The sequence below is a fragment of the Spirosoma rhododendri genome (assembly GCF_012849055.1).
GTDB classification, from domain to species: Bacteria; Bacteroidota; Bacteroidia; order Cytophagales; family Spirosomataceae; genus Spirosoma; species Spirosoma rhododendri.
Genome location: NZ_CP051677.1, coordinates 3,718,931 through 3,730,910, shown reverse-complemented (window position 1 = coordinate 3,730,910; position 11,980 = coordinate 3,718,931). Strand labels below are relative to the sequence as shown.

Below are 11,980 nucleotides of genomic sequence, written 5' to 3'. Positions count from 1 at the left end.
GCAAATAAAAAACAAGGTACAAGTTGATTGTTTAATTTGACAACAGTATATACTCAATTTTTTAATTATATAAAATACGTTATAGTATATACCGTATATAGGTTACCTGTATTATTCACTTATAATAAATTAAGTCTTTTCAGTAATTCGGCTTTGTTTGCCCGGCTGATTGGGATGACTTTGTTACCGATAACGAGGGTATTTTCTTCGATATCAACAATCTTTCGCAGGTTGATGATATACGATCGGTGTACGCGGACAAACCCATCGCTCAAACTATCCTCCAGTGATTTCATGGTCATATAAACCAGACACGACTGCGTTTCGGTCACGATTCTGACGTAATCGCCCACATTTTCGATGTACTCAATCGTTTCGGGCGGTATCTGAAGCGACTGCCCGTCGACCCGTACGCGCAGAGCAGGTTCGACGGGAGGGGTTGTCTGACGCAGCCGGTACCGGTCGAGCACGCGGTCGACAGACACGCTGAATCGCGCCCAGTCGATCGGCTTTTTCAGATAGTCGACCACTTCGTGCTGGTAGGCGTCGAACGCATAATCCGTTTTGACCGTCGTCAGCACGACCAGCGGGTCGATGTCCAGCCGTTTGAGCATGTCGAAACCCGACAAACCCGGCATCTCCACATCGAGCCACAGTAAATCTACGGGGTGCTGATCTAGAAAGCGCAGTGCCGACCAGGCGTTGTCGAACGAGCCCAGCACGGCCACGTTCTCATGGCGGTTACAGAGCCGTTCGAGCGACCGGCGCGACAGAAATTCATCGTCAATAATCAGGCTGGTGAGGATCATGTACTAATGGGCAAACGCTTCTGCAACTCCTCGCGTACTAGCGGAATCATCCGGTCGAGTTCAAGAACAACGCTGTTACAGTGCTCTTCAATCTGCCAGACGGGTTCTTCGTCGTGCACGCTTTGTTCAATCAATTCCAGCTTACGCTCAAAACTGCTCAACCCCACCATCGGCAACGTTGGCCTGAGTTTGTGGGCCAGTTGAGCCAGTTCGGTCAGCTGTTTCGCCTGGCACAGTTCGGGCAGTCTGCTAATTTCCGGTACGATATCGCTCAGAAACGTAGCAAACATCTCCGACGCGTAGGCATCATCGGTACCGTAGAGGGCGTCCAGCTGCCGGTAATCAAGCGTCCCCTGCTGCGCCGTTGTCGATGGGTCCGCAGCCTGTACCGCCAGCGTAGTTGCCGACAGGTTCGGAGTGCCGCCGGGAGCATACCGCTGAAGCACGGCCAGCAGTTGCGCTGGTTCGAAAGGTTTGGCCAGAAAACCATCCATACCGGCCCGCGTCGCCCGTTCGCGGTGATCGTTCATGGCCGAGGCCGACAGGGCCACAATGGGCGTAAACTGGTTTGGGCCGGGGGTACTCCGAATCACCGACGTTGCTTCGTAGCCATCCATGATCGGCATCTGAATGTCCATCAGGATCAGGTCGTACGGTTGCTGCCGGGCCATGTCAATCACTTCTACTCCATCGGTCGCCAGCTTGTACGGAACCATCCACTTCGTCAGCAGGCTGATGATGTATTTCTGGTTCATGCCGTTGTCTTCGGCTATCAGTAACCGGCAAAGCGGGAGGTTAATGGGAGCCGTTGCCGGTGATACCGCAATCGTGGGCTGAATCAGTTCGTTTGTTTTGGCAAACGACAGCGTAAACGTAAACTGCGACCCAAAGCCAGGCTGACTCCGCACCGAGATCGTTCCCCCCTGCAACTCGACCAGTTCTTTGGTGATAGCCAGCCCCAGGCCGGTACCTCTGTGCTTGTGCCCCTGCGGGTTGACCTGCCTGAACTTCTGAAATACCGAATCCAGCTTTTCCGCCGGAATGCCAATACCCGTGTCACTCACGGTGAAGTCGATCAGGTAATCGCGCTCGTCTTCTTTTCGCACCCGCGCCGTAATCTGAATATTGCCTTCTTCGGTAAACTTCTCGGCATTACCGACCAGATTCAGCAGAATCTGATTGAGCATCAGATCGTCGCCCACGACAGTACCCCGGATGCGGGTATCGAGCAGTACATCGATGGTAATCGGTCGGCCCGTGAGCTTCATTTCGAACACTTTCTGGGTCGACTGAAGCAGCGCAACCAGATCGAACGGACGCGGACTTACGTCAATCCGGCCCGCTTCGATTTTGGTCATATCAAGCAGGTCGGAAATCAGGCTGTGCAAAAAACCAGCCGACGTTTTCAGCGCGTCGATGTACTCGTGCTGCTGCGGGCTGGGCTGCGTATCGAGCAGCAGGTGCGACATGCCGATGATGGCATTGAGCGGGGTGCGGATTTCGTGGCTCATGTTGGCCAGAAATTGTTTTTCCGCCAGTCGCGCATCTTCCGCTACCTGCCGGGCCAGTGCCAGTTCGTGCTCCAGCTGTTTACGCTCCGTGAGGTCGTAGTGAATGCCCATCGACCCGACCTGTTCGCCCAGTTCGTTGTAAATCGGCACGCCACTGACCAGCACCCACACGCGGCTGCCGTCTTTGCAGACCAGTTGTAGCTCGTAGGAGCTGGCAACCCCATTCTGCCGGTTGCGGTACTGTTGATCGACAACAGCCTGAAATTCGGGAGGCAGTAGTGCCTGATTGATATTAACCCCAATCAGTTCGGATTCCGTGTACCCGACCATCGCGCAGAACCGATCGTAGACGCGTACGATGATGTCGTTTATGTCGACTTCGATCAGGCCCAGGTCCATGTTGTTCATGATGCCCCGGTACTTTTCTTCACTTCGCCGGATCAGCTCGCGGGCGTGAAATTTCTCGGTAACGTCGCGGTACGTCCAGAGGTGGCCCATGTGCTTACCGGCCAGTAGAATGGGCGCGTAATCGCGCTCCAGAATCCGGCCGTCGCGCAGGTAGATTTCCTCACCTTCCGTCAGGCCGCGCTGTTGAAGCAGGTCGGTCAGCCGCGCCCGGAACGCGTCGGCGTCGGCAAGTATGGAATGCGCCGACAGCAGCGACTCATAGTGCGACTGCCCCCGCAGCTGATCGGGGCTGACCTTTAGCCCGAAAATATCGCAGTACTGCTGGTTGGCCAGAATAACCCGCCCCTGCTCATCTTCGACCAGCACACCCGCGTGCAGGTTCGATAGCAGGGTTGAAAAGCGTATTTCGGTGGTTTGCAGCGCCAGTTCAGCTTCCCGCCGGGCCGTTATATCCCGCGCCACGCCGACCAGTTCAACAACCTCCGCGCCTTCTTCAATGAGTCGGACGGTCTGCCCGATCCAGACGCGCCGGTTATCACGACCAATGGCCGCAAACTCATGGTAGGTACTCTGCGTCCGGGTGCGCATCATCTGCTGGTAGAACTGCGCCAGTTCCTGCCAGCAGCCGGGCTCAGCTATGTGGGTAAAATGCCGCCCTACAATCGATTCCGGTGCGTAGCCCAGCAGCTTCTCGGTAGCGGGGCTGGCATACGTAAACACGCCCCCGGGCGATATTTTGTAAATAACGTCATCGACCGAATCGATCAGTTGCCGGTACCGCAGCTCACTCTGGTCGAGTTCGGTCAGTTTGAGCTGAATTTCATCTTCAAGGTGTTCATTGAGCCGTTGCAGGGCTTCATTGGCATGGTAGAGTTGTCTGGCTTTATCTTCCAGAATTGCTTCAGCTTGCAGGCGGGCGGCCCGCTCGCGGTTCAGCCGCCGTTTTGTCAACTCCAGTTCGTCCATACACAGGCGCTCGCGCTATACTTTCTGAATGGTGAATGCTACGTTGCCCCCATCGCCAGAGAGGTCGTTTACGCTGATGGTTGCTTTTTCGCCGAAGTGATCCAGACAACCCTCAATCATGCCATACGCGAAATCGGCCATCTTCCGTTCCGACTCGTAGCGCATGACCATGGTATCGGGAGTCAACTTCTCGATAATAAACTGGGGTAGCTCCGCATCGGGGTACAGCTTACGTACTTCGACGTGAATATAGTGCTGCACCGAGTTGAGTAACTCAAACGCCGATGTGGCCTGGCTGATAAACATCCGGTAAGAGCGGGAAAACGAGCTAAATGTATAGTGCCCGTATGTCCGCAGCAGGTCGGGTATGGGCAGGCCCGTCTTTTTTTGCAGGGCGCCGACCAGCGTAACCATCTCCGCATGGTCGTAGGTACCGATGGTGGTGTACACCCCCCCGATGGCAGGTCGTTTTCGGTCAGAATCTCATCGACAAGCTCGTACCCGTACTTCTCCTCGACCATGTCGAGCAGACCGGTAAACACGATTCCTTTCATAAAAGTACACTATAGGGCTAAGTGGTATATAAACTCAAAAAAGGTAACATTTTTTGAAAAAAAATAATCACTCGTGTACATATCCAAGTACCATCAACAATTTTTTTACCAAAAATCGTCCGAAAGCTACAGTTCATCGAAATAAGGTGCCTTACCGAGATCAGTAGTGTAACCTTTGTATATCGAAACGGACGAAATCGCTCTCACTGCTTAACCTGAGCCATTGAATCAATGAAAACTAAACTGAACGACGAAGAAGTAATCCGGCAATATCTGGGCACCCGCCCGAACGATTGCTTTGAAACGCTTTACACGCGTTATGTCCGTAAAGTATATAACCGCTGTCTTTCGTATACTAAAGATTCGGAGAAGGCTCAGGATTTCACCCACGATATTTTCATTCGGGCCTTTTCCCGGCTGGATCGCTTCCAGGAACGGTCGACGTTCTCAACCTGGCTCTACTCGATTTCGTACAACTATTGTATGGATCAGATTCGGGTGGCCAACCGGATGACGACAACCCCACTGGACGACGATCTGGACTGCCAGATGCCGTCGATGGACGACTACGAAGCGAAAGAGCATAGTCTACAGCAGCTTTCCGACGCCATGAGCACGATCTCGCCCCAAGAGTCGATGATTCTGCGCATGAAATACCAGGAAGGGCTTGATATTCACCAGATCGCCGAGCAGCTGAACCTCAACGACAGCGCTGTCAAGATGCGCCTGAAGCGGTCGCGCGATAAGGTTCGCCGGCTTTGTGGCGACACCACGGCAATGCCTTTTTAACCCTGTACCCATAGGTTAAGAACCGATAAAGGCGTGCACTCATCAGAGTGCACGCCTTTTCTGTAGTTGGCTGATGGCTATTGATATACCCGCACATAGTCGATCTCCATGCGCCGGGGCCAGATCGTTTCGTCGACACCTTTCGCGCCCCCCCAGTTGCCACCAACGGCCAGGTTGAGCAGCAGATAAAACGGCTGATCGAAGGGCCACTCGGCCGCTGAACGCCCCAACTCACTTTTCTTCGCGGAGAAATACCGCTGCTCATCGACGTAAAAATCGATCTGATCGGCGGTCCAGTCGATGGCGTAGACGTGAAAGGCCGACGTAGCATCGGGAATGGTCAGCGTCCCGGTTTTCTCGGTGTGCTTCACGTGGTTATATACTTCAGTGTGAGTGGTGCCGTGGATGACGCCTTCGTCGTAGCCCACGTGTTCCATAATGTCGAGTTCGCCACAACGCGGCCAACCAACGGTGCCTATGTTATTGCCCAGCATCCAGATCGCGGGCCACGTACCCACCCCCGCCGGGAGCTTGGCGCGGGCTTCGATCCGGCCATACGTCCAGCTTCGCGACTGTCGGGTCGTTAACCGGGCGGAGGTGTACGAGCTGCCCTGCCAGTTTTCCCGCCGGGCTTCGATAATCAAATTTCCAGCTTCGACACGGGCGTTTTCGGGGCGACGCGCAGTGTAATATTGTCGTTCGTTATTCCCCCATCCGTTGCCCCCAACTTCGTATTGCCACCTGGCTGAGTCGGGCAGGCCCGGCCGATCGAATTCGTCGCTCCAGACCAGTTGCCGGGTCGCCGGCCGGGTAGCGGGTAGCGAAAGAGTGTCAGTAGCGGCTGAGCAACCGGTTACCAATCCTAACAGGCACAGTATATGTAGCATACTGGTATAAAACCCGGCGGTGCTCTTTTCTAACCATACTCAGCCGCGCGGGCTGATTTATTGCCTATTTTTCCGCCTTCCTTTAGCCACTATTCCCGCTATCCAACCTTTACAAACGTCAACGTTATACCCTATGAATCGACCCGCACCGAGCGAATATCAGCAGATCAGGCAGATGCTGGCGACGCTACACCCCGACCCGGAAGCGCGGCAGCGCATGGTTCCTACCGACAAGCAGCAGGCGTCGCTCAAACGGCTGCGCACGGAGCTTCATCCCGAACAGTTCTTTATGGTCGTTGACCTGCTGACGCTGTCCATCGTTGCCGCCGGCGGCTGGCGCGAAATGGGCTATGACGATAATGGCCTGACCTTTCGGCAGTACATGGACATGGTACCGAACCGGGGTACCTACCAGACGATGATGATGATGGGCGGGCAAACGTTCCGGATGTCCAATCAGCAGCTGGTCCGCTTTGCCAGCCCCGCTTTTATCGCGACAGTGCCGCTCCGCCATGCCGACGGGCGTGTGCTACTGGTAAAGCGCACGATTACCCCGTGGCAGTATTCTGCCGATGGTTATATTCTGGCTTACCTGTCGGAGTTTACGATCGTTAAGGACTACGAGGGCGAGCCGATGAGCCCGCGCTTTCGCGGACTGCCGCCGGAGATCGAGCAGACGTTTCTTCAGGCTATCAGCGTCGCCTTTGCCAATTTCGGTACGGCCCAAAACCCGTTTCAGCCTAAAGAAATGGAGATTCTGCGCCTGTACGCCAACCACCCGGCGCACGAACCGGCACTCACCATTCAGGCCGTCAGCCAGCTGACGGGTAACACCAAAGAAACGGTAAAATCATACCAGAAAACTATCGTCGCCAAAGCCCGTGAACTTTACGAAGATCAGGTATCGCTGAACACGACCCGCGACGTGGCGCTGTTTCTCAAGCGTAGCGGACTACTGCTGACCCGCCCCTGAGCTACCGCCCAAACGCCCAGGTCAGAAAATCGGGCATCACGGCCCGCCACGTCTCCTGATTGTGCTGCCCGCCTGGCACCTCGACGTACCGGATGTCGGTGTCGCGATGGTAGCCTTTCTTGACCAGTTCGTCGATCAGGTCGGTTGTGTCTTCAATCGCGTCGATGATACCGTTGTTGTTACGGTCGCTGGTTTCGTCGTCGGTGCCGGTTTCAAACCAGAAACGCAGTGGCTGCACGCCCCCACCGTGCCGGACGAGCTGATGGGCAATCCGGTCAGTGTCGTCGGAATAGGCACCGTCGAAGGCGCGGCTGCGCCACCAGAACGAGCCCGAAAACACCCCCGCCCGACTAAACTGGTCGGGGTGGTGATAAACGATATCGAAGGCCGACAAACCACCGAGCGAAAAACCCGCGAACGCCGAACTGGCGGCATCGGTGCGGATACGGTAGTGCTTCCGGACGTACGGGATCAATTCGGTCAGCACGAAGTCGGTGTAGCGGGCGGCCTTGCTGCCCCGCTGCATATAGTCGGCCTGGGCAGCGGTGCCGTATTCCTGAATACGATCGCCGGCATGAATCGCAACCAGCACAAACGGCCGAATGGCCTGCTGCTGATAGAGCGAGTCGAGCACCTCGCTCATGTGAAGCTTCTTCAGATCCTGCCCGTCGTTGAGGTATAAAATAGGATACGTCTGTGTACCATTTTCCTGATAGTCGGGGGGCAGCATGATGGTCAGCCGGACACTGCGGTTGAGCGGTACTGACACGAGCGAGTCGTCGTGCCGGACGATCACGGGCGGTGTGTGCGTCTGGTGAGGGGCTGGTACTGGTTCAGCCATAAGCAAAAACAGAAATAGAAAAACGGTTGTCACAAGAAGCAAAATAGCCAATTATTCCGTTACAATCCTGCTTCTTTTTTGCCTGTGCCGGTGTTTTGCCTTACTTTCAACCGATAATCAGTCTGTTACCAAACGACATACAACCTTGCAGGAAGACTATCGAAAGTGGTACTCGCACCACCTTGGCCGCGACATGGAAATGCTGGTTTACGGCAACTGGGGCTACCCGGTCGTGCTGTTTCCGACCTCAATGGGGCGCTTCTACGAATACAAAAATTTTGGGTTTATCGAATCGGTGCGCTGGTTTGTCGAAACGGGAAAAGTAAAGCTGTACTGCATCGACAGCATCGACCGCGACAGCTTCTACGCCCGCCACCTGCACCCCGGCACCCGGATCTGGAATCAGGTGCTGTACGACCGGTTTCTGCACGACGAGCTGGTACCGGGCATTCAGCGGGAGTGCAACGAGCGGAAAATCGGTGTAGCAGGGGCGTCGTTTGGCGGCTACCACGCGCTCAACTTCGCCTTTCGCCACCCCGAACAGGTTGGCAACCTATTCTCGATGGGTGCCAAGTTCGACATCCGCTCGTTTCTGCACGGCTATTACGACGACAACGTCTACTATAACAACCCGGTCGATTTTGTACCCAACGACGGCAACCCGGAATTATACCACATGAACATCGTGCTGGGCACGTCGGCTTACGACTTCTGCAAACCGGCCAACGAGCAGATGGCGGGTATTCTGGGCCGCAAAGGCATTCGTCATCAACTCGATATCGTCCCCTGGGGCGATCACGACTGGCCGGTCTGGAAAGATATGTTCCCGCGTTATCTGAGCCAGATTTAACGACAGGATTACACTGATTACACTAGCGTTTCAGACCTGACAATACGAAACGACCCGCGCTTATTTGGTGCGGGTCGTTTGTGTTTCACCGGATTAGATTTGCTCGCTTTCGTTTGAACAGTGACTGGAGCGGGTGGTTCTGCTCCCGTCAGCACGGCCGAACGTGTTATTCGGCGGCCTACTCGTTCGATGCTTTTGGGTATAGACGGCTGAATGAATTCGAAACGGCCTGATGCAGTATTGTCGCATGATTCTCCGAGGGCAGGTAATCAAAATAGACGCGTACGTTTTTGTCGTTCAGCGACTTCATTTTGTCAGCAAGCAGGTTCGCATCAACTTCCATTACGCGAGGAATTTCGGTTGGTGTTAGCCCTTCTTTCCCGACGCCGATGTAAATATCGGTATCCGAAAAGGTTGACATGGGGTGTTGCAGCAGCGAACCGTTATTCCACCATAGACTTGGACTCACGATGACGTACTTGGTAAAAAGCGTCGGCTTTTTGATCAGAATTTCTGTCGCCAATAGCCCGCCCAACGACTGGCCTATGATCGTCTTGGAGGTATTCGTCTTATAAGTGGCCCGAATGTACGGTTGCAATTCCCTCTCGATGAACGAGATAAACCGATCGGAGTGCCCGGTCGTCGGATACGCCTTTTTATCGCGTTCAATAGTTGTGGGAAACGTGAAGTCCCTCCGCCTGTCGACCGTTGCGATGCCCACCACGATTGATTTTGGCACCCGGTCGACCCACTCGAAACTATTGAATTGCACGAGCCCGACTATGTGAATGAAGTCTTCGTCGGCCGAACCATCGAGCAGGTAAATAACCGGATAGGTTACGGTGTCTTTCTCGTTGTAGCCTTCGGGCAAATAGATGTTCAGTTTCCTTTTTTCATTCAATTCTTTGGACACAATCTCGTCTATCTGACCGAGCACAAACGGCCTGGATGCTGATTTTTTCGGTGCTAGCGTCTGACCACATACCGTAGCTGCACAAAGAGCAAGGAACAGGATTGAAAAAATCTGCTTCATTTTTTGTCTACTCGATAGTCACGGATATCGGCTGAAAAACGGCCGACAATTCACAGGTTGACGTGTTTTCAGCACGAAATAGGCACGTCACCGTCTGTATTACTACACCCTCCCCTTTTTTTACCAGCACCGGTGATGAATTCCACTGCCGCACTATGACTGTTGTAAACGGTCTTATTACGGATTATGTAAACCTCCGGGGGTAGTTTGGGTTTTTACGGACAGCGGTGCAACTTTGGCCCGTCACAGCGTAACAACGCGCCCCTATTCATCCTTCGTTGCACAGCAGCATACCATCTAACATCAACTACCTGATTATGAGCGATAAACGAAAAATCGGCATCCTATTCGGCCAGGAAAACACGTTCCCGCAGGCCTTTGTCGACCGCGTCAACGAAAAGCAGAGCGACTTTCCGGCCGAGTTTGTCCGGATCGAACAGGTCGAACAGAGCGTACCAACCGACTACGCGGTGATCATCGACCGGATTTCGCAGGATGTGCCGTTCTACAAAGCATTCCTGAAAAACGCAGCCCTTACCGGTACCGCCGTTGTAAACAATCCATTCTGGTGGAGTGCCGACGAAAAGTTTTTCAATAATGCGCTGGCCGTTCAGTTGGGTGTGCCTGTTCCGAAAACGATTCTGCTCCCCTCGAAGGAACGGCCCGACGATACGAACCACAACTCGTTTCGCAACCTCGACAACATGAACTGGGACGGTATTTTTAACCACATCGGCTTCCCGGCGTTCATGAAACCGCACTCCGGGGGCGGCTGGAAAAGCGTGTATAAAGTCGACAATCCGGAGCAGATGTTTCGGGCCTACGACGAGACGGGGCAGCTGGTGATGCTATACCAGGAAGCCATCGACTTTACCGATTATTTCCGTTGCTACTGCATCGGCGGGAAAGATGTCCGTATCATGTCGTACGAACCACGCAACCCACATCATCTGCGCTATGCATCGGAGATGAAAACGACCGGCGACGCGGGTAAGAAGCTGCTGGCAACGATGCAGGACTATGTGCTGAAGCTGAACCACGGTCTGGGCTACGATTTCAACACGGTCGAGTTTGCCGTGCGCGACGGTATCCCCATCGCTATCGACTTCTGTAACCCCGCCCCCGATGCCGACGTACATTCGGTGGGTCAGGAAAATTTCGACTGGGTTGTTGAAGCGGCCGCCAACATGGCCATCGACCGGGCGAAGAAAGCGACCAGAGGCAAAGACAACCTGACCTGGGGTACGTTTGTGCGCGGGTCGATTGGTGAGCCGGGTCCGAAACCGGAAAAGCCCGAGCCGAAACCAGAGAAGCCAGCGCCAAAAGCAGAAAAGGCTCCCAAACCCGAAAAAGAGCTGAAAGAGAAACCAGCTCCGGCCGGGAAGCCAGAAAAAGAAGCCAAACAGGCTGACAGTTCCGAGCCCAAAAAAGAGAAAAAGGGTGACGCAAAACCACCCAAAAAGAACAAGTAATCTACGTACCCAAACAGGCGTCAATCGTTTACCAGTGGTAAATGATTGACGCCTGTTTGACGTTTGTGGCCTCTGCCAAACAATTCGTTTACATAGCCAGTTTGTCGATTACCGTAACCGAATAGTCGATTATTGTCACTTTCGTACGGCATACCTAACTGACAACTGACATGACAACGAGTAGCAAACTGGCTGCTGAATTTATCGGAACTTTGTGGTTGGTACTGGGTGGATGCGGCAGTGCCGTGCTGGCCGCTGCGTACCCCGAACTGGGCCTTGGCTTCGTCGGTGTGTCGCTCTCTTTTGGTCTGACGGTTGTCACGATGGCCTATGCCGTCGGCCGGATTCCGGTGGTCATTTCAACCCGGCTGTCACCATCGGTCTGACCGTGGGCGGTAACTTCAGCCGGGCGATGGTGTTACCCTATATCGTTGCGCAGGTGTTGGGCGGGCTGGCGGGGGCGGGTATCCTGTATGTTATTGCCAGCGGTAAGCCGGGTTTCGTGCTGGGCGACTTTGCCGCTAACGGCTACGGCGATCACTCGCCGGGTGGTTATTCGCTGCTGTCGGCTTTTGTAACGGAGGTCGTCATGACTTTTTTCTTTATCATCATTATCCTCGGCTCGACGCACAAAAAATCGCCCCGCGAACTGGCGGGTTTGGCGATCGGGTTGTCGCTGGCACTGATTCACCTGATCAGTATTCCTGTTACCAACACCTCGGTCAATCCGGCCCGCAGTACCAGTCAGGCTTTGTTTGCGGGCGGCTGGGCAATCGGGCAGCTTTGGCTGTTCTGGGTCGCTCCTATCCTGGGCGCAATTCTGGCGGGTGTTTTTTACAAGACGGTCATTGATAATTCACCCATCGACCTCGACTGATCGGGCTGGT

Annotated in this window: 10 protein-coding genes and 1 pseudogene; 5 read left to right on the top strand and 6 right to left on the bottom strand. The window is 54.2% G+C overall.

Features of this window, described 5'->3' with window-relative positions; all coding sequences use genetic code 11:
- Positions 1 to 119: 119 nt before the first annotated feature.
- From HH216_RS15545 to HH216_RS15535, 3 genes are read right to left on the bottom strand one after another with little or no spacing between them, the layout of a single operon-like run.
- The gene (locus tag HH216_RS15545) at positions 120 to 809 is read right to left on the bottom strand and encodes a LytR/AlgR family response regulator transcription factor (RefSeq protein ID WP_169551640.1); all 690 of its coding nucleotides are present in this window, start codon (positions 807 to 809) and stop codon (positions 120 to 122) included.
- Positions 806 to 3,694: a PAS domain S-box protein gene (locus HH216_RS15540; RefSeq protein WP_169551639.1), complete on the bottom strand. Its 2,889-nt coding sequence runs from the start codon at positions 3,692 to 3,694 to the stop codon at positions 806 to 808. Before HH216_RS15540 ends, HH216_RS15545 begins: the two co-directional genes overlap by 4 nt.
- Positions 3,695 to 3,709: 15 nt before the next feature.
- The gene (locus tag HH216_RS15535; protein WP_254448443.1) at positions 3,710 to 4,144 is read right to left on the bottom strand and encodes a heme NO-binding domain-containing protein; all 435 of its coding nucleotides are present in this window, start codon (positions 4,142 to 4,144) and stop codon (positions 3,710 to 3,712) included.
- Positions 4,145 to 4,479: 335 nt separating this feature from the next.
- Here HH216_RS15535 and HH216_RS15530 point away from each other — a divergent pair, with 335 nt between their 5' ends.
- On the top strand, positions 4,480 to 5,037 hold the full coding sequence (locus tag HH216_RS15530) for an RNA polymerase sigma factor (RefSeq protein ID WP_169551638.1): 558 nt from the start codon (positions 4,480 to 4,482) through the stop codon (positions 5,035 to 5,037).
- 77 nt (positions 5,038 to 5,114) lie between these two features.
- On the opposite strand, the gene HH216_RS15525 is transcribed toward HH216_RS15530, so the two are convergent.
- Positions 5,115 to 5,924, bottom strand: a complete 810-nt coding sequence (locus HH216_RS15525; RefSeq protein ID WP_169551637.1) for a glycoside hydrolase family 16 protein — start codon at positions 5,922 to 5,924, stop codon at positions 5,115 to 5,117.
- A 133-nt stretch (positions 5,925 to 6,057) separates the two neighbouring features.
- Here HH216_RS15525 and HH216_RS15520 point away from each other — a divergent pair, with 133 nt between their 5' ends.
- A complete protein-coding gene (locus tag HH216_RS15520; RefSeq protein WP_169551636.1) occupies positions 6,058 to 6,897 on the top strand; it encodes a hypothetical protein in 840 nt (279 codons plus the stop codon).
- A 1-nt stretch (position 6,898) separates the two neighbouring features.
- Here the strand turns inward: HH216_RS15520 and HH216_RS15515 are convergent, their stop codons facing one another.
- Positions 6,899 to 7,738, bottom strand: a complete 840-nt coding sequence (locus HH216_RS15515; RefSeq protein ID WP_169551635.1) for an alpha/beta hydrolase — start codon at positions 7,736 to 7,738, stop codon at positions 6,899 to 6,901.
- Between the two features lie 145 nt (positions 7,739 to 7,883).
- On the opposite strand from HH216_RS15515, the gene HH216_RS15510 reads away from it, so the two are divergent.
- The gene (locus HH216_RS15510) at positions 7,884 to 8,588 is read left to right on the top strand and encodes an esterase family protein (protein ID WP_169551634.1); all 705 of its coding nucleotides are present in this window, start codon (positions 7,884 to 7,886) and stop codon (positions 8,586 to 8,588) included.
- A gap of 178 nt (positions 8,589 to 8,766) precedes the next feature.
- On the opposite strand, the gene HH216_RS15505 is transcribed toward HH216_RS15510, so the two are convergent.
- Positions 8,767 to 9,525, bottom strand: coding sequence for an alpha/beta hydrolase (locus HH216_RS15505; protein ID WP_254448442.1), 759 nt, complete (start codon positions 9,523 to 9,525; stop codon positions 8,767 to 8,769).
- A gap of 413 nt (positions 9,526 to 9,938) precedes the next feature.
- Here HH216_RS15505 and HH216_RS15500 point away from each other — a divergent pair, with 413 nt between their 5' ends.
- Together HH216_RS15500 and aqpZ are read left to right on the top strand one after the other, a co-directional pair.
- Positions 9,939 to 11,093, top strand: a complete 1,155-nt coding sequence (locus tag HH216_RS15500) for an ATP-grasp domain-containing protein (RefSeq protein ID WP_169551632.1) — start codon at positions 9,939 to 9,941, stop codon at positions 11,091 to 11,093.
- 170 nt (positions 11,094 to 11,263) lie between these two features.
- Positions 11,264 to 11,970 (top strand): annotated as a pseudogene (aqpZ, locus tag HH216_RS15495) (aquaporin Z).
- The last annotated feature ends 10 nt before the right edge of the window (positions 11,971 to 11,980 follow it).